This is a genomic window from Streptomyces sp. NPDC005784 (assembly GCF_042871525.1).
GTDB lineage: Bacteria > Actinomycetota > Actinomycetes > Streptomycetales > Streptomycetaceae > Streptomyces.
Genome location: NZ_JBIAIQ010000059.1, coordinates 16,323 through 38,237, shown reverse-complemented (window position 1 = coordinate 38,237; position 21,915 = coordinate 16,323). Strand labels below are relative to the sequence as shown.

The window sequence follows — 21,915 nt, the reverse complement described above, 5'->3', positions numbered from 1 at the left end:
CTCACAGCGCCGATGGTACTGCAGGGGGGACCCTGTGGGAGAGTAGGACGCCGCCGAACAAATTTTGAAGAAAACCCCCGTACCGGGAAACCGGTGACGGGGGTTTTCTGCGTTCAGGACTATTTACTATGTACTGGGACCTCTGTAGAGCGTCCTCATGTATGACGGCCGTCATCACGTATGACGCCCGGGGATGAGGAGTCGGGGGACGAGAAAGGGGGCGGTCTCCTCGTGGAGACCGCCCCCTTTCTCGTGGTGCGGTTACTTCAGGCGGGACGACGCGACGATCGAGACGATGTGCGCGGGCACGAGCAGCCACACGATCGCCGTCACGACGACGGTCGCGATCCGCGTGGCCGTCAGGTCGCCGACCGTCAGGTCGATGACCGCGGTGACGAGCAGCAGGATGGTGCACTCGATGCCGTTGACCAGGCGGTGGAGACCCACGGCCGAGGCCAGCCGGCGGATCTGGGCGAGACCGCTGGAGCGCGGGACGACGGACTGGTCGGTCGCCTTCTCCATGCCGCTGTCGGAGCGGGCCACGTGGACGAGGTCGGAGGACGACTTCAGGAGCAGGACGCCGATGGCCGCGGCCAGACCCGCCACCAGATAGGGGTCGAGGCCGAGTTGGGCGGCGCGGATGCCCATGCCGACCATGACGGCGGCGTCGGCGAGGTAGGCGCCGAGCCGGTCCAGGTAGACCCCGAGCGGGCTGAACTGGCGTCGCCAGCGAGCCACTTCACCGTCGACACAGTCGAGCAGCAGATACAACTGCATGAAGAGGACGGAGAGCACGGCGCCGCCGAGGCCCGGCAGGATCAGGGCGACTCCGGAGAGCATCCCCGCGAAGACCATGATCACGGTGATCTGGTTCGGGGAGATACGGGCGTCGACGAGATGGCGGGTCACGCGCAGGGAAAGTGACCTCATGTAGAGGCGGCCGGCCCAGTGCTCCGCCCTGCTGTCCAGTTTGCCCGCAGGGTGAATGACGTTGCGGAGTTCCTCTAGTTGGACCTTGGGCATGCGGCGTTCTCCCTGGCGAGCTGGCGCTGGATCGGGCGGCTGGAAATGTCGTACAGGGAAGAGCATGACGGGGGTCCGGGCGGAGGTGATCGGCAGGGTGGAAAACAGGTGATCGTTGTCGTACGCGCGTACTACGGTGACAGCCATGACCCCCAAGACCCACGTCTTCCGTTCCATACGTCCCGACGAGTGGCGTCAGGTGAAGGAGCTCAGACTCGACGCCTTGCGGGATCCCGTCGCGCACCTCGCGTTCCTGGAGACCTATGAGGACGCGGCCGCCAAGTCCGATGTCTTCTGGCAGGACCGGACGGCCGGGGCCGCCGCCGGTGTCGTCGAGCGTCAGCAGATCGTGGCCGTGGGCGAGGACGGGGTGTGGGCCGGGTCTGTGACCGTCCTGGTCGAGGAGGCCGGGGTGCGGGACGTGTTCGGGACGGTGTCCGAGCGTAGCCAGGGGCATCTGGTCGGGGTCTTCGTGCGACCCGAGTACAGGGGGAGCGAGGCCGGGGTGACCCGGGCGCTCTTCGACGCCGCTCTCGCGTGGTCCTGGGGGATCGGGCTCGAGCGCGTGCGGCTCTTCGTGCACGAGAAGAACGGCCGCGCCGAGGCGTTCTACCGGAAGGCGGGTTTCCTGCCCACCGGAGAGGCGGTGCCGATGCCCGGGGACACCGGGGAGTTGGAGCTGGAGTTCGTGATCACTCGCGGGTAGGGCGGTCGACAGGCGTCAGGTCGGCACCGGCCCCAGACCTGCATCGGCACCAGACCTGCATCGGCACCAGATCGTCGGCCGCGTCAAACCAGCATCCTCGTCAGACCGGAAGCTCGTACTGCGGCCAGCGTGACCGGAGTTGTTCGCGGGAGCGGAGGAGGGCCAGGGTCGGCAGGCCGCGGGCCGGGCCCGTGGTCAGGAGATCCGGGAGCTGGGGAAGCGGGGCCACGGCCGCGATGTCGTCGAGGACGAGGGTGAGTGGTGGGTCGAGGCGACCGGAGGATGACCGTTCGGCCATGCGCCGGCCACGCTCGACCACGCTTGAGGCGAGGGCCGTCAGGAGCGGCATGGCGCCGGGGCTCGCCTTGGGGTCCTCGATGGGTTCACCGACCAGATAAAGCGTGCCCCCTTCATTGACGAAGGAATCCAAGGCGAGGCTGTCATTTCGGTTCGGAGTGCAGGATTCGCGGATGTTGACCGTGCCGAACGACGCAAGGACACGTGCCGTCAGCTCCTGCGCGATGTCCCTGCGTTCGGGGTGCGAGACGAGCGCGGCCTCCAGCTCGCCGGCGGCGCCGGACGCGGCCTTGGGATTCGTCCGCAGGGCCCGTACGGCGTCCTGCACCTGTGAGCCCTGGGCCCAGCGGTGGACATGGCGGAAGGTCTTGCCCTCCACCGCGGCGGCGTGCAGATAACTGCGCATGAGCGTTTCCGCTACATCGGCCATCGCCTGGTCCGCCTTGGCGGTGGGGCGTACCGGGGCGAGGAGAGCGGTCGCCCTGGACGCCGCCGTCTCCTTGTCCTCGCAGCCGGCCGTGGGGGACCAGTGGAGCCGGGCCGGGGTGTCGCAGAGGTGGGCCGGGTCGTAGAGGAGGACGGGGCCCAGTTTGGCGCGGGCGTCCTTGGTCTCCGACCAGGTGCGGGGGTCGGAGGTGATGACGAGGGCCGGGCCCTCCGCGTCGCGTACGGCCTGGGACGCAACGGGGTGGCGGGTTTCGGCGGGGGCGAGGACGACCGCGCGGGCTGACGTCCACGAGGGTTTCGGCTGGGGTGCCGTGGCGGCCCGGGATGCCACGGCTTCGGAGGGGACGGCCTCGGAGGCGGCGGTGTCCCGGCCGCCCGCGTGTTCGCGTGTCTGCGATCCCGCATGTCCGCTTACCTGTTCCCGTGCCTGTTCGCCCATACGTTCGCGGGCATGGGCACCCGCCCGCTCGCCCTCGGCCGCTCTGTAGGCCGTCTCCAGGGGCTGCGCGGGCATCGGTTGCGCCGGCAGCTGCTGCTGTTCCGTCCTGGCCGTCGGCACCACCGGATCAGGGGTGTCCGTGTACGCGGCGGTCGCCGTGGCCTTCGCGAGTCTTCGCGCCCGTCCCGCCCGCCACCGTGCCACCGTCCCCATCACGAACACCGCGAGGACCAGCAGCACCATCAACTGACCGATGAACAGGCCCCAGAAGAGGCCGTAGCCGGACAACTGGGCCGCGGGGGTGTCGGGCCAGGCGCCGGCGATGTCGTGCGGCGCGCCGATCAGATGCCGCATGGCCAACGGCGTACGGGTGAAGGTGATCGCGTCCGGCCAGGCACCGCGGGAGAACCAGCCCGCGAGGCCTGTCGCCGTCCACACCATCAACGTCATGCCGAGGAGAAAGCCCAGCACCCCGATCAGCAGGCCGTCGGGGATGCCGCCCGCGCCCTCGCGCCGGGGGTCCTGCCGGTCGTCGTGCCGGTCGGGGTGCTGTCCCATGTCACGCCACCGTGGACTCGGTGGAGCCGTCGAGATCGCTGAGATGCTGCTCCATGAAGGCCGCCGCCCGTTCCTCGGCCTCCAGTTCGGCGGCGCGCATCGCATCGTCGGAGATGAGGTCGGCGGACGACTGCGTCATCGCCCGGTCGGTGAAGACCAGCGGGCGTTCGGTCTCGGTGATGAGGTGCTTGACCACCTGGACGTTGCCGTTGACGTCCCAGACCGCGATGCCCGGCGTCAGCGTCGGGATGATCTCGACCGCCCAGCGGGGCAGGCCGAGGACCCGGCCGGTCGACCGTGCCTCGTCCGCCTTCTGCGCGTAGATGGTCCTAGTCGACGCCATCTTCAGGATCGCGGCGGCCTCCTTGGCCGCCGCTCCGTCGACCACGTCCGACAGATGGTGGACCACCGCCACGAAGGACAGACCGAGACGGCGCCCGAACTTCAGCAGCCGCTGGAACAACTGGGCCACGAAGGGGCTGTTGATGATGTGCCACGCCTCCTCCACCAGGAAGATGCGCTTCTTGCGGTCGGGCCGGATCCAGGTGTGCTCCAGCCACACACCCACGATCGCCATCAGGATCGGCATGGCGATGGAGTTCCGGTCGATGTGCGACAGGTCGAAGACGATGAGGGGGGCGTCCAGGTCGATGCCCACCGTCGTCGGGCCGTCGAACATGCCCCGCAGGTCACCGTCGACCAGCCGGTCCAGGACCAGTGCCACGTCCAGGCCCCAGGCCCGTACGTCGTCTATGGCGACGTTCATCGCCTCGGCCGACTCCGGTTCGGGGTGGCGCAGCTGCTCGACGATGTCCATCAGCACCGGCTGGCGCTCGACGATCGTCTCGTTGACGTAGGCGTGCGCGACCTTCAGGGCGAAGCCGGACCGCTCGTCGAGGCTGTGCCCCATCGCGACCTCGATGATGGTGCGCAGCAGTGCCAGCTGGCCCGTCGTCGTGATCGTCGGGTCGAGCGGGTTGAGCCGGATTCCCATGTCCAGGGCGGCCGTCGGGTCGAGCCGGATGGGAGTTATTCCCAGCTCCTGCGCGATGAGGTTCCATTCGCCGACGCCGTCCTCGCCCTGGGCGTCGAGGACGACGACCTGGCGGTCGCGGAAGCGCAACTGCCGCAGGACGTACGTCTTCTCCAGGGCCGACTTGCCGTTGCCGGACTCTCCGAGGACCAGCCAGTGCGGGGCCGGGAGCTGCTGCCCGTACAACTGGAAGGGGTCGTAGATGTACCCCTTGCCGGAATACACCTCGCGGCCGATGATGACGCCCGAGTCGCCGAGGCCGGGTGCGGCGGTGGGCAGGTAGACCGCCTGCGCCTGGCCCGTGGACGTGCGCACGGGAAGGCGGGTCGTCTCGACCTTGCCGAAGAGGAAGGAAGTGAAGGCGTCCGTAGCGGCGGACAGCGGATCCCGCATCAGTGCATCAGCCCCTACCTGCGGATTCCGGTGGCGAACGGCAGTGTGTTGACGAAGGCCCGGTGGTGCTCGCGGTCGCACCACTCCAGCTTCAGATACGACTTGCCGGCCGAGGCGCGGATGGTGCGCTTGTCGCGCGCGAGTGCCTCGGGGTTGCGGGAGGACACGGTGATGTAGCCGACGAGGTTGACGCCCGCGGCGCCGCTCGCGAGGTCCTCGCCGCGCTGGTCGAGGCGGTTGTGCGAGGCGATGTCGCGCGGGTCGACGGTCCGGTTCATCTTGGCGGCGCGGCTGGCCTCGGCCTCGTCGTTCGTCTTCTCGGTCAGCATGCGTTCGATGGCGACCTCGGTGGGTTCGAGGTCCATGGTCACGGCGACGGTGCGGATGACGTCGGGGGTGTGGACGAGGAGCGGGGCGAGGAAGTTGACGCCCACCGGGGTCATCGGCCACTCCTTCACCCAGGCCGTTGCGTGACACCAGGGCGCGCGGGTGGAGGACTCGCGGGTCTTTGCCTGGAGGTACGTGGGCTCCATGGCGTCCAGCTCGGCCGGCCAGGCGTTGCGCTTGGTCATCGCCTGGATGTGGTCGATGGGGTGGTCGGGGTCGTACATCGAGTGCACGAGGGACGCCAGGCGTCCCTGACCGAGCGGCTGCCGTACGCGGATGTCGGCTTCCTGGAGCCGGGAGCAGATGTCGGTCAGCTCGCGTGCCATGACGACGGCGAGTCCGGCGTCCCGGTCGACCTTCCGGCCGCCCTGCGGTCGCGCCGCGCGCGCCATGGCCTGCGCCTCGGCGGCCAGCTCACGCGAGTAGTGCATGCAGGCGACGAGATAGGCCCGGTGCTGTTCACTGCTCGTGGACACCATCGACTGGAGCTGGTCGTAGGACTGCTGGAGCCATCCGGGAGCCCGCTCGTCCCCCCGTACGGAGACGTCCTTGGCGTGGGCGTCCGGGTCGGCGGGGAGGGTGCGGGCGAGCATCTGGAGGCGGGTGACGAAGCCGTCGCCGTTCGCCACGTGCTTGAGCAGCGTGCCGAAACGGTCGACGAGGGCCTCCTGGTCCTCGCTGTCGCGCAGACCGACGCCCGGTCCCTCGATCTCGATCGCGGCCGTCACGGTCCGCCGGTCGGCGTGCAGCAGCACGGCGATCTCGTCGGGTCCGAACGGGGCGGCGAGCCAGGAGATCCGGCCGATGCCGGGCGGCGGTCCGATCTCGACCTCTTTGCCCTCGAGGCGGGTGCCGGCCTCCATCACCTGGCTGCGGTACGCCGTTCCCTGGCGCAGGCTCCGCTTGTAGCTGCGGTTGATCTCGAACCACTTGTAGAACGTGCGGCGCTTGTACGGGATGTACACCGCGGCGAGTGCGAGCAGCGGGAAGCCCATCAGCAGCACGATCCGCAGGGACAGCACCGGGACGAGCAGGCCGCACATCATGCCCAGGAACGCGCCCCCGATGATGAGCGCGATCTCGCCGGACTCGCGGTTCCGGCCGACGATCGCGTTCGGCCGGGCGCGGCCGATCAGATATGTACGGCGGGGCGTGACCGGATGGGACAGGTGGGACTCGGTCGTCAACGCCCTTCACCTCCCGTGCGGTTGGTACTGCTGTTGCGGGTATTGCTCGCGTGCGGGGTGTTGACCGGGCTGGTACGCGGCGGTGGTGCGGCGGAGGGGACGGATCCGCCGCCTCCGTTCGGCGTACGACTGCTGTGCGCGGCCACACCGCCGGACGCGGGGTTGGCAGGGCGGGGCTGGCTGTTGCCGCCTCCGCCTCCGCCACCGTTGTTGTCGGCGCGTGTGCTGTGCGTCTTGATGCCCTGCGCGACCAGGGTGGCCGGCGAGCTGATCACGGCGGCGGCCTTGCCTTCGGCGCCCTGCATGATGCGGTTGTTGCGGGAGCCGGCGATCTCGTCGCCGAAGCCCGGTACGAAGCGGTAGATCATCGCGCTGGCGAAGATGGCGAGCAGGATGATGGCGAGCCCGGAGACGACGGCGGAGAACGCGTCGGGTCCGTTGTCGGAGCTGAGGGCTCCGGCGAGGCCGAGCACGATGACGATGACCGGTTTCACCAGGATCACCGCGATCATGATGCCTGCCCAGCGGCGGACGTGGCCCCACAGGTTCTTGTCGACGAGGCCCGCGTAGACGACGGTGCCGAGGAGGGCTCCGACGTAGAGCAGGGCGGCCCGGATGACGAGCTCCAGCCAGAGGATTCCGGCGGCGAGGATCGAGACCATCGAGACGACGATCAGCATGATGGGGCCGCCGCCGATGTTGCCGCCCTTGTTCAGAGCGCCGGAGAACGTCCCGAAGAACGCGTCCGTCTGGTTGCCGGTCGTCTTGGCGAGCACCTCCGTCACGCCGTCCGTCGCCGACACGACCGTGTAGAGGATCAGCGGGGTGAACGCCGAGGCCAGCACGGTCAGCCAGAGGAACCCGATCGCCTCGGAGATGGCCGTGCTGAGGGGGACCCCCCGCACCGCCCGCTTCGTCACGGCCAGCAGCCACAGCAGCAGCGTCAGGATCGAGGACGCCGCGAAGACGACGGCGTACTGCTGGAGGAACTTGGCGTTCGTGAAGTCGACGTTGGCGGTCTCGTTCACGGCGGCGGAGAGTTTGTCGACTGTCCAGGAGGCGGCGTCGGCACAGCCCTTCGCCAGAGAGGACAGCGGATCCAGGGTCGAGCCGACCCCGGGATCCCCACTGAGGCCTGATTTGCCGGATCCCTTGGTGCCGCTCTCGCAGTAGTTTCTGGCGGGCCCGTGAATGAGGCTGCAGTGGTTGTTGCTCGACGAGGGCGACGGCGACGGCGTGGGCGCTGCGACCGCTCTCGTGGCCAGCAGCACCGCCGCGGCCTGTACGGCCCCGACTGCTGCGGTCAATTTGAGTACGCGGCGGTTAGCGGGCATACGTGAACCCTCCGTACTCCTCGACAGCCTTCGCGATGTCGCCGGCGCTGGAGGCCCGATCGTCGCCCGGGACAGGCGCGGGGCCGTCCTTCTGGGAGTGCGAGACGATCTTCCAGTCGCCACCGGTCCACTCCAACTTCATGGTGATGGTGAACCAGCTGCTGGTGACCGGGTTGGTGGAGTTCTCACCGGCGAGGCCGAGCAGACCGCCGCACCAGACCTCCACGGTCGCCGTGTTGTTCGAGGACTCGGTCGTCTTGGTCCCGATGGGACTCGTACGTGAGACGAACGTGTAGCCCTGCGGAGCTGAGCCGTCCTCGTTCAGACCCACGTTCTTGTTGAACTGCGGGGTGTACGCCTCGTCCAGCGTCGCCTCGAAGTCCGTCACCTTGGAAGGGGCGATCACGGTCGCGAGGATCTGGTCCCGCCTGGCCTTGTTGAACATGTCGGCCGAACCCAACGCCACCGCGTAGTTCGCCGCCGCGCTCTGTGCGCCCTGGGTGTTGTGGGGGAAGCCGGTCGGGATGCCTGCGGCCTTGGAGGTCACCGGGTGGTCGCCGGAGGCCGCCGTGGGGGACGTCTTCGACTTGGCGCCGCTGTCGCCGCCCGAGGAGGCCGAGTTGTCGCCGCGGTTCGCGAAGGCGATCGCGGCGATGAGGAGGACGACCACGCCGACGACCGTGACCAGGCTCCGCGAGGAGGATCCGCGCCGCCGCGCGCCGCCGTAGACGTCGCCCGGGCGGTCGGGCAGGCGGGTGCGGGTCTGGCCGGAGCCGCCGTACCCCCCGTCGTCGCCGCGCGGGCCGTCGCCGTACCCGGGTTCGTCACCGAGACTCATGCCGCGTACGCCCCCTCAACCTCTCGCTGAACCAAGTAGTACGACGGTAGCCGTGCTGGTTCCCGCGCGGGCGCGGTGTGGTGACTCGACATCAGGGAAACGCAACCTCAGCCGGTGGGCACGACGGACGGGTGGGTCGATGGAGAGAGATTCCGGGCGCGCCCGGCCGGGACTGACGGCGCGCCGGGTGCGGCGCGGCCCGGCCGGGCTACACGGCCATGCCGTACACGATGGTGAAGAGCGTGCCGAGGGAACCGATGATGAAGACTCCCGTGAGCCCGGCGATGATGAGGCCCTTGCCCTGTTCGGCGCTGAAGGTGTCGCGGAGGGCGGTCGCGCCGATGCGCTGTTTGGCCGCGCCCCAGATTGCGATGCCGAGGCAGAGCAGGATGGCGACCGCCATCACCACCTCGACCATCACCTTCGCTTCGTTGCCCAGGCTGCCGAAGGGACCCCAGTCCGGGGCGATTCCACCGATGATTGTGTTGATGTCGCCCTTGTCGGCTGCGAAAAGCATGTAAGTCACCGCCCCTGGTGGGTAGTTCTGCACCCCCTGCCACTGTGCGCAGAGGTCGGGCCCATTCTCGCCGACAATGACGCCGTCGTATGTCGACTTGACGTCATTGGTTGGCGGGATTCGTACGAATTCCTTGTCACCGGCGTACGCGGGACCCTCTCGGGAGGCGTATGGCGGTATACGAAGAGTCGTATCGTCACTCTGTGTATCACGGGTGGTCACGCCGGGCAATGAAGTGGAAGCGAAACCTGGCGTGTGGTTCCGTCGTTGTGCCCTTCCACGGCGCACGCGCGCGGGCGAATTCGAACGGACGCGGCCCCGCCGTACCGCTTCTGACGGTCCGTCGAGCCGGTGTTCCCCGGGTCGCCGCGTCTGCGCGGGGTGGACGCCGTACGCCGAGCCGATGCTCCGAAGGCTATCCCTCCGCCCCGGGCAGGAGGAACGGGCCGCGGCTGGTTGCCACGGCCCGTTCGCCGGGTGCTGCCGGGGAACCCCACGTCTCCCGGCGGCCGCCCGCACTCCGGAGGTCAGCCGGTGAAGGCGGTGACACCCTCCGGGGTGCCCCAGCCGGTCGGCCCGTCGTAGCCCGTGGTCGCGGTGCAGAGGTAGCTGGTGGTGCAGGTGCCGTTGTTGCCCGAGGTCACGTCGTTGAGCGCCGAGGTGCCGGCCTTCGTGTACGGGAACTTCGCCGGGTAGGAACCGCTGGACGGGGTGCCGCCGAGGGCGTAGACGCCCGCGATGATGGGCGAGGAGGCGCTGGTGCCGCCGAACGTGTACCAGCCGGCCGTGATGCCGTACGAGTCGTACACCGCGACGCCGGTGGCCGGGTCGGCGACCGCGGAGACGTCGGAGATGGTGCGCTTGGAGCAGCCCGTGTCGGTCTGCCAGGTCGGCTTGGTGTCGTACGCGGAGCAGCCGGAGCCGGTGGCCTCGGTGCTGCTGGTCTTCCAGACCGACTCTGTCCAGCCGCGGGTGGTGGAGGTCGCCTTGGTCAGCGCGGTGCCGCCGACGGAGGTGACGTACTGCGAGGCGGCCGGGTACTCGGCGCCGTAGCCCGCGTCGCCCGCGCTCACGGTGATGGCGACACCGGTGTGCTTGAAGTACGCGGTGTCGTACGACGTGTCGGAGGACGACTCGGAACCGCCGTAGCTGTTCGAGACGTACTTCGCGCCCAGGGCGACCGCCTCATTCACCGCGGTGCCGAGGTTGGCCATGGTGGCGGACTTGGCCTCGACGAGAAGGATGTTGCATTTCGGGCAGATGGCGCTCGCCATGTCGAGGTCGAGGGAGATCTCCTCGGCCCAGCCAGTGTCGTTCGACGGCAGCGAGGTGGTCGAGCCGGTCTGGCTGACCTTCTTGAAGCAGCCGTTGGCGGTGGTGCACGCCGGGAGGCCGTAGTACGAACGGTAGGTCGCGAGGTCGGCCTCGGCGTTGGGGTCGTTGTAGGCGTCGACGATGGCGATGGTCTCGCCGGTGCCGTTGGCGGCGGCCGCGGAGGTCAGACCGTACGCGGCCTGGAGGTCCGTCGGCCCGAAGCCGGACGGCGTGGAGGCGTCGGCGGCGTCGGGGGTGACGCCCTCGGCGTAGCCGTTCTCCGCCATGTACTCGGTGACGCCGCCGGTGACCCGCATGGCGTTGCAGGCGGCGACGTCGGCCTTGGTGGGCGTCGCGCATGCCCTGGTCCAGCTCACGTGGGGGGTCACCTTGGGGGCGCCGGTACGGGCGTCCGCGGTCCCGGCGGCGCCGAGGCCCGCGAGGACGAGGGCGGCGACGCCGAGGACGGCCGCGCCGGTTCGGCGCCAACTGCCGCGCGTCGGGCCGGCGGAAGGTCTCTTGGGGAGTGTGGTGCGCAACGGACAGCCTCCTGGGAGTGGTTTGCAGGGGCGGTGCGGGTGCGCCGCCGGTGGGGTGTCCCCGGCGGTGGGCCATGCGGCCCGCCGACGACCTTCCCTTGTTGAGTACGCGACAACAAGAGGCTTATGGAAGCCTTACTTCCGCCTTGCTGAACGCGGCAGGCGCGTGACCTCCCCATGGCCCCCGGATGGCTGGAGGCTGACGGCCGCTTGACCCAACTCACAGCCCGTTCAGGGGAATTGCACTGGTGGCGCTGTCGCGTTCTCCGGACGGTCGTGCGCTTCCGTGATAGGGAACGCCCTGCGGGACCGAGCCGGCGCGGGGGAAGCGGGAGCGTCGCCCGAGGGAGTCCGGCGACGGCAAGGGAAGACCTCGGAGGAGAAATCGTGATCATTGACGTGATCTACCAGATCAACGCCGTGCGCCGCACCGTCGACACGCGCGAGTTCAAGGCGGGCGCGGTCCGCGTGGTGACGCTGAGCCAGATTTACGACGCGACGGTCGACGACGTCTGGGACGCCTGCACCAGCGCCGAGCGCATCCCCCGCTGGTTCCTGCCCGTCTCCGGTGACCTCCGCCTCGGCGGGACCTATCAACTCGAAGGCAACGCGGGCGGCACGATCGAGCGGTGCGAGCCGCCGGAGAGCTACGCCGCGACCTGGGAGATCGGCGGCGACGTCAACTGGATCGAGGTGCGGGTGACCCCGGAGGGGGACCGCACCCGGTTCGAGCTCGACCACATCGCCCGCGTCGGCGACGAACGCTGGTCGCAGTTCGGGCCCGGCGCGGTCGGCGTCGGCTGGGACCTCGGCCTGATGGGCCTGGCCGGCCACCTCGGTTCCTCGGGCGGCTCCGTGGACCCGAAGGAGAGCATGGCCTGGCTGGGCTCCGACGAGGGCCGCCGCTTCATCACGCTGAGCAGTGAGAGCTGGTACGAGGCGAATGTCGCCGCCGGTGAGCCGGAGGACGGCGCCCGGGGCATGGCGAACCGGACCACTGCGGCGTACACGGGCGCCGAACCGGAGTGAGGCCGCCCGCTCTCACCTCATGGGCGGCCCTCGGCGGGAGCCGGGGGTCGCTCGTCCTCCAGCCCCTCGACGAAGTGGTCGAATTCGCCCGCCTGGACGCCCAGGACGAACGCGTCCCACTTCCTGCGCGTGGTGGTGACGACGTTCTCCGGGTCACCGGTCTCCCTGATGTAGACCAAGTCGTCGTCACCGAAGGCGAGTTCGATCCAGGGGCCGGGCCCGGTCGCGTCGTCCGGCGCGGCCCGCACCCAGTCGAGGTCCGAGGGGATGTCAGTCACGGGCCTGTTCCTTCTTGAGGGTATGGAGGAGTGAGCGGAAGGCCGCGGGGGCGGCGGTGAGTATCGCTCCGCGGGGGTCGCCGGATTCTGTCAGGCGGATCGCGCCGGTGGCGCGCTCTCCGGCCAGGTGTATGCAGGCTTCTCCCTCGCCGCAGTACGAGGACTTCTGCCAGGTGGCGGTGCGCATGTCGGGTCCTTTCACAGGTCCTGGGCGATGTCGTGGATGAACTCCCGTGACGCGTGGGGGCCGAGGGCGACGTCCGTCATGCGCTCCAGGAGTACGCGGTACTTGTCGAGCTGGGCCTCGGCGTCGAGCAGCGCGGAGCCGTGGGACTGGTCCAGGTGCACCGTGTCGAGCTGCGGGACCGCTCCGTGGGCGTACAGGATCGACTGCCCGGAGCCGGGGTAGGCGCCGGCGGCGAACGTGATCACCTGGACGGCGATGTGCGGGTGCTCGCTCATGTCGAGGATGTGCCGGAGCTGCTTCTTCGTGACGGCAGGGCCGCCGAACTGCATGCGCAGGGCGGCCTCGTGAAGGACAGCCCGGTACGGCGTGGGGGAGTCGTTGAAGAGGACGGCCTGACGCTTGATCCGGAACGACAGCCGGTGCTCGATGTCGGGCGGCGAGAGTTCCGGTACGACCTGGCGGAAGACCTCGCGGGCGTGATCGTGGATCTGGAGCAGGCCGGGGACGTGGGCGGTGATCCCGGCGGTCAGGCGTGTGGCGTGGTGCTCCATCTCGGCCAGGTTGATCAGGCCGCCCGGCAGGATCTCGCGGTACTCCTCCCACCAGCCGCGTGGTCGTACGGCGGTCATGTCGCTGAGGGCCTGGACCAGGTCTCTGTCCGGGCAGTCGTAGTGACAGGCGAGCGTGCGGACACGCTCGGCGCTCACACCGACTCGCCCGGCTTCCATGTTGCTGACCTGAGTCTGCTTGATGCCCATGAGTTGACCGGCCTGGGTCGACGTCAGGCCCGCGCGTTCGCGGAGTTTGCGCAGCTCCGTGCCGAGACGGAGCTGGCGACCCGTCGGGTTCGTCCTCACGGGCTCGCTGCCTCCTTGCTGGTACTGGTCACCCACACGGGTGGCAGTAAAGCCAATCCCCGCAAACCGGTGAATGTATTTACTGGGCGCGGCTACCTTATTTCTGGGACCCCGCCCAGAAGCACCCCGCTCGACGGAGCGGCCGCGGTCACTGGGCACCGTAGCGAAACGACACCACCCAACTCCCCTCCGTGATCGGAGACTTCCGTGGCAACCGTATCCCCGCCCTGGTCCTACACCCTCCAACTCCCGCACGATCCACGCGCCCCGGGCATCGCCCGCGTCACCCTCCGGGCCGTTCTCGCCGCGCACCAGCTCTCCGAACTCACGCCCACGGCCGAGCTGTTGGCCTCCGAACTCCTCACCAACGCCCATCTGCACGCCCCGGGCCCCAGTGCCCTGCGCGTCCTGTGGGCGGAACCCGGCCGGCTGCAGGTCGCCGTGTGGGACACGGACCCGACCGTCCCGTCCGGATTCCGGGAGGGTGCCCCCGTGGATCTGCCCCAGCGGGACGCCGAGCACGGCAGGGGACTGCACCTCGTACGGGCCTGCGCCGACGCATGGGGGGTGTCCGTGCTGCGCGAGCTGGGGGCGTCGCGAGGAGGGAAGCTGCTGTGGGCCGAATGCCGTGCCGCCGGGCGGGCCTGGGGCTGAACCGGTGGAGGTGCCCCGGGGGCGGGAGTGGTGGCCGGGCGGGGTGGGGATTCTCAGGTGATACTCGGACTGGTCCGAGGTTTTTCTCACCCGCTTGCGGCAAGGTGAGGGGCGATGAAGAGCATCCGCATCACCCGTCTCCCAGACACCCGGCGGCCCGCACTGCTCGGTGCGGCCCTCGTGCTGCTGGCGGTGACGTCCTCGTCCGTCGCGTCGGCCGACGACGGCCCCGGGCCGTTCGGCGTGACCGTCCAGGCCGCCGAGAACGGCCGGAACGCGCGCGTGGGCGCCCTGTTCCACGGTGATGCCGCGAGCGCCGGCAGCGGCGGGCACTTCTGCACCGCCTCCGTCGTGCACAGCGCGGGGCGGGACCTCGTCCTCACCGCCGCCCACTGTCTGGACGGTGAGGCGCAGCTCTCCTTCGCGCCCGGCTACCGGGACGGCACCGCGCCGTACGGGTTCTGGGACGTCCAGGGCGTCTTCCTCCCCGAGGGGTGGATGAACGACCAGGACGAGGACAGCGACGTCGCCTTCGCCGTCCTCGGCACCCGCGACGGCAAGGAGGTCGAGGACGCCGTCGGAGGCGGGAACGCCTTCGCCGCGCACCGCGCCACGGGGGCCACCGCCGTCACCGTCACCGGATACCCCGGCACCGTCGACACCCCCATCACCTGCACCGACAAGCCCACCGCCCAGAGCCGTACGCAGCAGCGCGTCGAATGTCCCGCCTTCGCCGGCGGAACCAGCGGCAGTCCCTGGGTGAACGGGGACGGAGCGGTCGTCGGCGTCATCGGCGGCCACGAGCAGGGCGGCGACACCGACGACGTCTCGTACAGCGTGGTGTTGGGGACCGAGGCCGACGAGCTCTACCAGGAGGCCGGCCGAGCCGGTTAGTGCCTGTCCGGCGGAACATGCCGCTCTGTCCTTGTGCGCGACATCCCTCTCGCGCGGAGCCCGCCTCTACACTGACGTCGGCGGACTCCTGTGCGGTGAGGGGCGGTTGACGGTGCGTAAGACGTGGATCGTGGCGACCGCTGCCGTCGGCGCCGGGATCACCTTCATGATGCTCCTCGTCGTCGGCGTCTACGTGGTCGCCGGGAACCTCGCCAACGGGATCGGCGGCGGTTCGGTCGGACTCGCCAAGGGCGCCGTACCCGCCGCGTACCAGTCCCTCGTGCAGAAGTGGGGCAATCTCTGCGGCGCGATCAATCCCGCGCTGCTTGCCGCCCAGCTGTATCAGGAGAGTGGATTCAATCCGAACGCGAAGAGTCCGGCGGCGGCGGAGGGGATAGCGCAATTCATCCCGGGGACCTGGGCCACGCACGGGGTCGACGGCGACGGGGACGGCGTCCGCGACGTATGGAACCCGAATGACGCGATTCCGTCGGCCGCCTCGTACGACTGCGAGCTGGCCTCCTATGTGAAGAACGCTCCGGGAAACGTCACCGAGAACATGCTCGCCGCGTACAACGCGGGCGCGTACGCGGTCATCAAGTACGGGGGCGTGCCGCCGTACGCGGAGACCCGGAACTATGTGAAGACGATCACCACGCTGGCGAAGAGTTTCGCCGCGCCGGTGACCCGCGTGGACCCCTCGAAGCAGGCAGCGGCGGCCATCACGTACGCGCAGAAGAAGCTCGGCACGCCCTATCTGTGGGGCGGCAACGGAACCGCTGACCAGGGCGGACGATTCGACTGCTCGGGTCTGACCAAGGCCTCGTACGACAGCGTCGGGGTGACCCTGCCGCGGGTCGCCAACGACCAGTACAACGCCGGGCCGCACCCCAAGCGGGAGGAACTCCTGCCCGGGGACCTGGTCTTCTTCTCGGACGACCTCACCAACTCCCGCGCCATCCGGCACGTGGGTATCTACGTGGGGGGCGGTTACATGATCGACGCCCCCAGGCCGGGTGCCGTCATCCGTTTCGACCCCGTCGACACGCCCGACTACTTCGGGGCCACCCGGGTGACCGCGGATGGCGCGAAAGCATTGCCCACTTCGGTATGAAACCACCCTCTGATCTGCGGCGATGTATCTCTCTTCGATAACGTATGCGTGATCATTTCGTGGAGTGTGGAACGTATTGAAGGGAACCGTGCGTTCCTTTTGACGTAGAGAACTGATCTACAACCACGGGGGTGGATCGAGCGGCGCGCGAAAGGGCGCGGCCGCGGGAAAGACGACGAAGGGGCCGCAGCGCCATGGCTGGACTCGCCGAATCCGGTTCGAACCCCGACGTCGACCTGCTGTACGACATCAATGGCCTGGCCAAGCACGCGCCGCACTGGTTCGACCGGACCATGGAGTTCGTCGGCGAGTGGGGTCTGCTGCTCGCGATGGTCCTGCTGGTCCTGTGGTGCTGGTCGACCGTGCGGCGGCGGGGCGGGGCCGACGCGGCGTCGTCCGTGGCCGGACTCGTCTGGGCGCCGCTCGCGGCCGGTATCGCGCTCCTCGTGAACGCTCCGATAAGAGGCTTCGTGGAGCGCCCGCGCCCCTTTCGTGACCACCTGGGCCTGGACGTCCTCGTGAGCGGCAAGACCGACTTCTCCTTCGTCAGCGACCACGCGACGATCACCATGGCGATGGGCGTCGGACTCTTCGTCGTCAACCGGAAGTTCGGACTGGCGGGGATAGGGCTCGCGCTGCTCGAAGGGTTCTGCCGGGTCTACATGGGCGTGCACTACCCGACGGACGTCATCGGCGGTTTCGCCCTCGGCACGGCCGTCGTCCTGCTGCTGTCGCCGCTCGCCATGGCCCTGTTGACCCCGGTCATGAAGGCCGTGGAGACCGCCCCGCGCGCGGGCCGGCTGATCCGCGCGCGGAGTGTCGCACCCGCCGGGCAGGAGACCCTGATCCCGGAGGCGCGCGCCGAGCACCCGGAGGAACGGGACCTCGCCGCGTAGCTTCCGGACCGCCCGGCGCCCCGTCCGCGTGCGCCCAGGGCGCACGCGGGGCGCCTCGGGTCACAGCGCCTGCGGGAACGAGAAGAAGCGGTTCGGGTCGTACTGGTGCTTCAGGGCCGTGAGGCGGTTGGCCGCGTCGCCGTAGTACGCCTTGCGCCAGTCGGTCAGCGTCGCGTCCGTGTAGTTCTGGTAGGCCGCGCCCGAGGCGTACCGGGCCATCGCGTTGTGGGCGCCGGTCAGCCAGGACTGGGCGGTGGTGCCGGAGGTGCCCGCCCGCCAGGAGACGATGTACTGCGCCAACATGCGCGAACGGCGGTGCACGAACGCCGTGGACGTGGGCGCGACACGGTTGACTGCGCCGCCGAGCGCGGTGAGCGCGATGCTGCCCGCGCCGCCGCGGGTCGCGGAGATCTGGTTCAGGAGCGTCTGGACGCCGGCCGCCGAGATCGAGCGGTCGAAGAAGTCCGAGCGGGCCGCGTACGTCTCGCGGCCGAGGGCGCCCTGCGGGCTGCGGCCCGGCGTCGAACCCGGCAGGTGGCACTGGGCGTCGGCGGAGAACGACGAGCAGCCCGCGTACACCTCCATCGACTCCTCGTACGAGCGCCTCTTGAGGGAGACGCTGCGCGCGGGGGAGCCGATCCGGTCGGCCAGCCGGTCCACGGCGTTCTGGAGTTCGCCGTAGGTGCCGAGCGAGAAGGCGGCTATGGACACGGTGGGTGTGCCGCCGGCCGCGTTGGCCAGGTGGCAGGACGACCAGATCTCGTCCGGCTGGCTCGGACCCCACTCCTGCCAGGCCTTCACCACGGCGGCGGCCTTGGCCCACGGCCAGGTCATGTACGCCGAGACACCCTGCGGTGCCGGGTGGGTTTTGAAGCGGAGTTCGGTGACGACACCGAAGTTGCCGTTGCCGGCGCCGCGCAGGGCCCAGAACAGGTCCTTGTTCTCGGTGGCGTTGGCGGTGAGCTGCTTGCCGTCGGCGGTGATCAGCGTCGCCTGGGTGAGGCTGTCGCAGGTCAGTCCGTACGCCCGTGACACGACGCCGTGGCCGCCGCCAAGGGTCAGGCCGGAGACGCCCACGGTGGGGCAGGAACCCGCGGGGATGGTGACGCCCTTCGCGGCCAGCGCGCGGTAGACGTCGATCAGCTTGGAACCGGCGCCGACGACCGCTTCATTGGCCGAGGCTCGGATCTTGTTCAGCTTGGAGACGTCGATGACCAGCCGGCCGTCGCCGGAGGACCAACCCGCGTAGGAGTGGCCGCCGTTGCGGATCGACACCTTCACGCCGTGGGCGTGGGCGTAGTCCATGGTCGTACGGATGTCGTCGGCGTGCGCGACATAGGCGACGGCGGCGGGCTTCAGGTTGTCGAAGCGCGTGTTGTACAGCTGGTGGGCGGCCGGCCAGCTGTGGTCGCCGGGGCGGATCAGGGCGCCGTCCAGCTGGTGGGACAGGGCCAGCCAGTTGGCGGCCGCGCGGCTACTCGCGGTCGCCGTGCGTATGCCGGTGGTCTCGGTCGCGGTGCTCGCGGCGCCCGTGCTCCTGGCCGTGCCGGCGGCTTTGCCGTCCCCGCTGTCACTGCCGTTGCAGGCGGACGTCGCCGCCGCCGCGAGGACGGCGGTGGCTCCGCCGATGAACGAACGCCGTTGCATGTGCGCCTCCCGTGGGTTCCGTGGAACGAGACGGGCCCCTGGGCCCGGGGGTTCCACGTGCACATGTCGCAGAACCGCTACAGCATTCGGGCATCCCAGCACGCCCGCTCCGGGGCGGGCCCGGCGGGGTGGGGTTGGGGGAGGGGCGAAGGGGCACGGAAGCGGAGTGAGGTTGCGGTGGGGAGGGAGGCCGCGGAGGCGAATCGGGCCGCTGCGGTGTGGTGGGGGCGCGGAGACGAGGCGAGGCCGCAGAGGCGGGGCGGGGTGCTCCGGAGGCGTGACGGGGCGGAGGCGGGGCGGGGCGGGGCGGAGGCGGGGCGCTGCGGTGAAGTGAGGCCGCGAGCCGCGTGGCGCGAACCGCGAGCCGCGTGGCGCGAACCGCGTGCCGCGTGGCGTGAACCGCGTGCCGCGTGGCGTGAACCGCGTGGCGTGAACCGTGGGCCGTGAAGTGTGTGCCGCGAGCCGCGAGCCGCGAGCCGCGTGCCGTGAACCGCGTGCCGCGTGCCGTGAAGTGTGCGCCGCGTGGCGTGAACCGCGTGCCGTGGACCGTGAAGTGTGTGCCGCGTGGCGTGGGTCGTGGGCCGCGTGGCGCGTGCCGCGTGGGCCGCGTGGGGGCGCGGTCGTGGGGATCCGCGGGGCTAGGCGGTCACCGCTCCGGTGTGGGCCGCTCCGTCCGTTCGGGCCTGGCTTCTGGCGCGGCGGGCCGGGCCTCGCCAGCCGCAGGTGCAGCGGGCCAGGCAGAAGGGGCCTTGTTCGACCGTGGTCGTCCTGTGGTCGGGGAGAGGGTGCGTCTCGTCCAGATGCTCCACACCGACAACGTTACCCAAGCCAAGTGAACGGATTCCTGTCGCGTGACGGGCGCCCCTACCCGTCGTTAACCGGAACGACGGGAAGGCCCGGGACGGACCGGCTGGGGGTCGGTGGACGATGGTGGCGCAGCAGCAGGGACGGGCGGCGGTCGCGGCCGCGCTCGTCGCGGCGGGGCTCATGGTCTGTGGCACCGGATGCTCGGGCGGCGGGGCGGCCGCGGAGGACGTCCACGCCGGCACCGACACCGCCCGGACGCTGCGCCAGGCCGTGGCCGCACTGGAGCGCGCCGGCAGCGCGAAGGCCAGTACGTCGATGGAGATGGCCACGGGCGGCACCCGGGTCACCATCCGCGGGCAGGGTGTGTACGACTTCAGGAAGCAGACGGGGCGGTTGAAGGTGCTGCTGCCGCAGGACCCCGCGGGGGCGGCCGAGCACCGGCCGATCACCGAACTCCTCGCCCCGGGCGCGCTGTTCATGAAGAACCGGGGCGCCGGGGTGCCCGCCGACAAATGGGTCCGCGTGGCGACGGCCGGTCTCACGGACGGGAACCTGGTCACGGGCGGCGCCACCGACCCGTACGCGGCGGCCGAACTGCTGCGCGGGGCGCGGGCGGTGACCTATGTGGGGAAGACCGACGTCGCCGGGATCCCGGTACGGCACTATCGCGGGACCGCCGACCTCGACGTCGCCGCGCGGGACGCCTCGCAGGGGCAGCGCCCGGCACTGAGGGCGGCAGCGAAGGGGTTCGCCACCACCGAGGTGCCCTTCGACGCCTACCTCGACGACCAGGGGCGGCTGCGCAAGGTCCGGCACCGGTTCAGCTTCGTCAACGGACAGCGGAAGGGCACCGTCGCCGTCGCCTCGACGCTCCTGCTGTACGACTTCGGCAGCCCCGCCGCCGTACGGCTGCCGGATCCCGCGGACATCTTCGCCGGGAAGATCGCGGAGTAGTGGGTTCCGGGGACATGGGCAAGAGCATCCGGAGCCGTAGCTTCACAGGAGGGCCGGAAATGGCCCTTCCGTGCCATGCGCGGTGCGTAGGCCGCTCCCTACTCTAGGAAGTCGGTGACGGCAGGAAGAGGTGACGCACGTGGCTCCGGTCGGCGGTACGGCAGTTCAGGACCACGTGGCCCTCGCCGAGATCGAGCTGTGCGGCGAGCTGATCATCGCGGCCTCGACGGCCCACGAGGACCGGCTCAGCCTGGAGAGCATCGACGCGGTGCTGAAAGTGGCCGAAGAACGTGCCCATGACCAGCGGGGCGCGGAGGACTAGTCACCAGTGCCTCCGGGAGCCCTTGTCTCTCGCCCCCTCGCTTCTCTCAGGTGCGGAGCAGGCGGCCGATCGCCTTCGTCGCTTCCTCGACCTTCGCGTCGATCTCGTCGCCGCCCTTGAGGGCCGCGTCCGCGACGCAGTGGCGCAGGTGCTCCTCCAGGAGCTGCAGGGCGAAGGACTGGAGGGCCTTCGTGGAGGCGGACACCTGGGTGAGTATGTCGATGCAGTAGACGTCCTCGTCGACCATCCGCTGGAGGCCGCGGATCTGCCCCTCGATGCGACGCAGCCGCTTCAGGTGCTCGTCCTTCTGCTCGTGGTAGCCGTGGATACCGCGGTCGTGGTCGGTCACGATCTCCTGCGCGTCGCCGGAGTGCGCCGTCGCGCCGGCCTCGGTGGTCGTCATCGCGTCCTCCTGCTGGATCCGATCGGCGATCTTGTCTGAAACGCCACTTACATATACCCCTGGTGGGTATATGGTATCGAACTTTGCTGGGTATAGGGCCCTTGCCCGGCGGCGGTACCGGACCCCGTGCCGATCACTGTGCCCGATGGGCGACACTGGGGGACGGCCCATTAGCCGTGGCCGGATGATGCGCCTAGCATCAGCCTGACCGAAACCGAAGCATCCCGAGGACCCCAACGTGCGCTTTCGTCTGACCCCCAGGGAGACGAGCTTCTACGACATGTTTTCCGCATCCGCGGACAACATCGTCACGGGCTCGAAACTCCTGATGGAACTGCTCGGGGCGGACGCTTCCGCTCGGGCCGAGATCGCAGAGCGTATGAGGGCCGCGGAGCACGCTGGTGACGACGCGACACACGCGATCTTCCACCAGCTGAATTCCTCCTTCATCACGCCCTTCGACCGCGAGGACATCTACAACCTCGCCTCTTCCCTCGACGACATCATGGACTTCATGGAGGAGGCCGTCGACCTGGTCGTCCTCTACAACGTGGAGGAACTGCCCAAGGGCGTCGAGCAGCAGATCGAGGTGCTGGCGCGGGCCGCGGAGCTGACCGCCGAGGCCATGCCCAACCTGCGGACCATGGACAACCTCACGGAGTACTGGATCGAGGTCAACCGTCTGGAGAACCAGGCGGACCAGATCCACCGCAAGCTGCTGGCCCACCTCTTCAGTGGCAAGTACGACGCCATCGAGGTGCTGAAGCTCAAGCAGATCGTGGATGTGCTGGAAGAAGCGGCCGACGCGTTCGAGCACGTGGCGAACACGGTGGAGACCATCGCCGTCAAGGAGTCCTGACC

General features: G+C 69.6%; 22 protein-coding genes. 9 read left to right on the top strand and 13 right to left on the bottom strand.

Annotation, left to right across the window (positions count from 1 at the left end):
* Window positions 1-261 precede the first annotated feature (261 nt).
* Window positions 262-1,023: a CDP-alcohol phosphatidyltransferase family protein gene (locus ACFYR3_RS42535; protein ID WP_389287611.1), complete on the bottom strand. Its 762-nt coding sequence runs from the start codon at window positions 1,021-1,023 to the stop codon at window positions 262-264.
* Window positions 1,024-1,168: 145 nt separating this feature from the next.
* Between ACFYR3_RS42535 and ACFYR3_RS42530 the strand changes: the two genes are divergently transcribed.
* Entirely contained in the window at window positions 1,169-1,729 is a 561-nt protein-coding gene (locus tag ACFYR3_RS42530) for a GNAT family N-acetyltransferase (RefSeq protein WP_355841013.1), read from the top strand.
* Between the two features lie 100 nt (window positions 1,730-1,829).
* Here ACFYR3_RS42530 and ACFYR3_RS42525 read toward each other — a convergent pair whose 3' ends face one another.
* From ACFYR3_RS42525 to ACFYR3_RS42495, 7 genes are all read right to left on the bottom strand, one after another.
* A complete protein-coding gene (locus ACFYR3_RS42525; RefSeq protein ID WP_389287609.1) occupies window positions 1,830-3,470 on the bottom strand; it encodes a type VI secretion protein in 1,641 nt (546 codons plus the stop codon).
* Window position 3,471: 1 nt separating this feature from the next.
* Window positions 3,472-4,896 (bottom strand): ATP-binding protein, encoded by a 1,425-nt coding sequence (locus ACFYR3_RS42520; protein WP_355841017.1) that lies wholly within the window; start codon window positions 4,894-4,896, stop codon window positions 3,472-3,474.
* Between the two features lie 14 nt (window positions 4,897-4,910).
* Window positions 4,911-6,470, bottom strand: coding sequence for an SCO6880 family protein (locus ACFYR3_RS42515; protein ID WP_355841019.1), 1,560 nt, complete (start codon window positions 6,468-6,470; stop codon window positions 4,911-4,913).
* Window positions 6,467-7,804: a hypothetical protein gene (locus ACFYR3_RS42510; protein WP_389287606.1), complete on the bottom strand. Its 1,338-nt coding sequence runs from the start codon at window positions 7,802-7,804 to the stop codon at window positions 6,467-6,469. Before ACFYR3_RS42510 ends, ACFYR3_RS42515 begins: the two co-directional genes overlap by 4 nt.
* Window positions 7,794-8,642, bottom strand: coding sequence for a hypothetical protein (locus ACFYR3_RS42505; RefSeq protein WP_389287604.1), 849 nt, complete (start codon window positions 8,640-8,642; stop codon window positions 7,794-7,796). The genes ACFYR3_RS42510 and ACFYR3_RS42505 overlap by 11 nt, the downstream gene beginning before the upstream one ends.
* Window positions 8,643-8,850: 208 nt before the next feature.
* A complete protein-coding gene (locus ACFYR3_RS42500) occupies window positions 8,851-9,159 on the bottom strand; it encodes a hypothetical protein (RefSeq protein ID WP_037622434.1) in 309 nt (102 codons plus the stop codon).
* Window positions 9,160-9,686: 527 nt separating this feature from the next.
* Window positions 9,687-11,012 (bottom strand): S53 family peptidase, encoded by a 1,326-nt coding sequence (locus ACFYR3_RS42495; RefSeq protein WP_355841025.1) that lies wholly within the window; start codon window positions 11,010-11,012, stop codon window positions 9,687-9,689.
* A 387-nt stretch (window positions 11,013-11,399) separates the two neighbouring features.
* Between ACFYR3_RS42495 and ACFYR3_RS42490 the strand changes: the two genes are divergently transcribed.
* Window positions 11,400-12,041, top strand: coding sequence for an SRPBCC family protein (locus tag ACFYR3_RS42490; RefSeq protein ID WP_355841027.1), 642 nt, complete (start codon window positions 11,400-11,402; stop codon window positions 12,039-12,041).
* A gap of 17 nt (window positions 12,042-12,058) precedes the next feature.
* Here ACFYR3_RS42490 and ACFYR3_RS42485 read toward each other — a convergent pair whose 3' ends face one another.
* From ACFYR3_RS42485 to ACFYR3_RS42475, 3 genes are read right to left on the bottom strand one after another with little or no spacing between them, the layout of a single operon-like run.
* On the bottom strand, window positions 12,059-12,319 hold the full coding sequence (locus ACFYR3_RS42485; protein ID WP_355841029.1) for a DUF397 domain-containing protein: 261 nt from the start codon (window positions 12,317-12,319) through the stop codon (window positions 12,059-12,061).
* Entirely contained in the window at window positions 12,312-12,506 is a 195-nt protein-coding gene (locus tag ACFYR3_RS42480) for a DUF397 domain-containing protein (protein ID WP_389287602.1), read from the bottom strand. Before ACFYR3_RS42480 ends, ACFYR3_RS42485 begins: the two co-directional genes overlap by 8 nt.
* 11 nt (window positions 12,507-12,517) lie before the next feature.
* Window positions 12,518-13,363, bottom strand: coding sequence for a helix-turn-helix transcriptional regulator (locus ACFYR3_RS42475; RefSeq protein WP_355841033.1), 846 nt, complete (start codon window positions 13,361-13,363; stop codon window positions 12,518-12,520).
* Window positions 13,364-13,570: 207 nt separating this feature from the next.
* Between ACFYR3_RS42475 and ACFYR3_RS42470 the strand changes: the two genes are divergently transcribed.
* The 4 genes from ACFYR3_RS42470 (at window position 13,571) to ACFYR3_RS42455 (ending at window position 16,921) form a co-directional block, all read left to right on the top strand.
* Window positions 13,571-14,017 carry an ATP-binding protein gene (locus ACFYR3_RS42470; protein WP_389287600.1) on the top strand — a complete coding sequence of 149 codons (447 nt, stop codon included), beginning with the start codon at window positions 13,571-13,573 and terminating at the stop codon, window positions 14,015-14,017.
* 114 nt (window positions 14,018-14,131) lie between these two features.
* Window positions 14,132-14,911 carry a trypsin-like peptidase domain-containing protein gene (locus tag ACFYR3_RS42465; protein WP_355841037.1) on the top strand — a complete coding sequence of 260 codons (780 nt, stop codon included), beginning with the start codon at window positions 14,132-14,134 and terminating at the stop codon, window positions 14,909-14,911.
* 106 nt (window positions 14,912-15,017) lie between these two features.
* Window positions 15,018-16,025, top strand: a complete 1,008-nt coding sequence (locus tag ACFYR3_RS42460) for a bifunctional lytic transglycosylase/C40 family peptidase (protein WP_355841039.1) — start codon at window positions 15,018-15,020, stop codon at window positions 16,023-16,025.
* A 194-nt stretch (window positions 16,026-16,219) separates the two neighbouring features.
* Entirely contained in the window at window positions 16,220-16,921 is a 702-nt protein-coding gene (locus tag ACFYR3_RS42455; RefSeq protein WP_355841041.1) for a phosphatase PAP2 family protein, read from the top strand.
* 60 nt (window positions 16,922-16,981) lie between these two features.
* Here the strand turns inward: ACFYR3_RS42455 and ACFYR3_RS42450 are convergent, their stop codons facing one another.
* Complete coding sequence (locus ACFYR3_RS42450) at window positions 16,982-18,568, bottom strand: FAD-binding oxidoreductase (protein ID WP_355841043.1); 1,587 nt, start codon at window positions 18,566-18,568, stop codon at window positions 16,982-16,984.
* Window positions 18,569-19,495: 927 nt separating this feature from the next.
* Between ACFYR3_RS42450 and ACFYR3_RS42445 the strand changes: the two genes are divergently transcribed.
* Together ACFYR3_RS42445 and ACFYR3_RS42440 are read left to right on the top strand one after the other, a co-directional pair.
* Window positions 19,496-20,329 (top strand): hypothetical protein, encoded by an 834-nt coding sequence (locus ACFYR3_RS42445; RefSeq protein ID WP_355841045.1) that lies wholly within the window; start codon window positions 19,496-19,498, stop codon window positions 20,327-20,329.
* 130 nt (window positions 20,330-20,459) lie between these two features.
* Entirely contained in the window at window positions 20,460-20,651 is a 192-nt protein-coding gene (locus ACFYR3_RS42440) for a hypothetical protein (RefSeq protein WP_355841046.1), read from the top strand.
* A 46-nt stretch (window positions 20,652-20,697) separates the two neighbouring features.
* Here ACFYR3_RS42440 and ACFYR3_RS42435 read toward each other — a convergent pair whose 3' ends face one another.
* Window positions 20,698-21,054: a metal-sensitive transcriptional regulator gene (locus tag ACFYR3_RS42435; protein WP_355841048.1), complete on the bottom strand. Its 357-nt coding sequence runs from the start codon at window positions 21,052-21,054 to the stop codon at window positions 20,698-20,700.
* Between the two features lie 238 nt (window positions 21,055-21,292).
* Between ACFYR3_RS42435 and ACFYR3_RS42430 the strand changes: the two genes are divergently transcribed.
* Window positions 21,293-21,913: a DUF47 family protein gene (locus ACFYR3_RS42430; RefSeq protein ID WP_355841050.1), complete on the top strand. Its 621-nt coding sequence runs from the start codon at window positions 21,293-21,295 to the stop codon at window positions 21,911-21,913.
* Window positions 21,914-21,915 lie beyond the last annotated feature (2 nt).

Excerpts from the sequence above, each read along its gene's own strand:
- ACFYR3_RS42455 (WP_355841041.1), top strand. The coding sequence starts at position 16,220 with ATGGCTGGACTCGCCGAATCCGGTTCGAACCCCGACGTCGACCTGCTG.
- ACFYR3_RS42520 (WP_355841017.1), bottom strand. The coding sequence starts at position 4,896 with ATGCGGGATCCGCTGTCCGCCGCTACGGACGCCTTCACTTCCTTCCTC.
- ACFYR3_RS42505 (WP_389287604.1), bottom strand. The coding sequence starts at position 8,642 with ATGAGTCTCGGTGACGAACCCGGGTACGGCGACGGCCCGCGCGGCGAC.
- ACFYR3_RS42530 (WP_355841013.1), top strand. The coding sequence starts at position 1,169 with ATGACCCCCAAGACCCACGTCTTCCGTTCCATACGTCCCGACGAGTGG.
- ACFYR3_RS42535 (WP_389287611.1), bottom strand. The coding sequence starts at position 1,023 with ATGCCCAAGGTCCAACTAGAGGAACTCCGCAACGTCATTCACCCTGCG.
- ACFYR3_RS42435 (WP_355841048.1), bottom strand. The coding sequence starts at position 21,054 with ATGACGACCACCGAGGCCGGCGCGACGGCGCACTCCGGCGACGCGCAG.
- ACFYR3_RS42510 (WP_389287606.1), bottom strand. The coding sequence starts at position 7,804 with ATGCCCGCTAACCGCCGCGTACTCAAATTGACCGCAGCAGTCGGGGCC.
- ACFYR3_RS42465 (WP_355841037.1), top strand. The coding sequence starts at position 14,132 with ATGAAGAGCATCCGCATCACCCGTCTCCCAGACACCCGGCGGCCCGCA.
- ACFYR3_RS42450 (WP_355841043.1), bottom strand. The coding sequence starts at position 18,568 with ATGCAACGGCGTTCGTTCATCGGCGGAGCCACCGCCGTCCTCGCGGCG.
- ACFYR3_RS42480 (WP_389287602.1), bottom strand. The coding sequence starts at position 12,506 with ATGCGCACCGCCACCTGGCAGAAGTCCTCGTACTGCGGCGAGGGAGAA.
- ACFYR3_RS42445 (WP_355841045.1), top strand. The coding sequence starts at position 19,496 with ATGGTGGCGCAGCAGCAGGGACGGGCGGCGGTCGCGGCCGCGCTCGTC.
- ACFYR3_RS42525 (WP_389287609.1), bottom strand. The coding sequence starts at position 3,470 with ATGGGACAGCACCCCGACCGGCACGACGACCGGCAGGACCCCCGGCGC.
- ACFYR3_RS42500 (WP_037622434.1), bottom strand. The coding sequence starts at position 9,159 with ATGCTTTTCGCAGCCGACAAGGGCGACATCAACACAATCATCGGTGGA.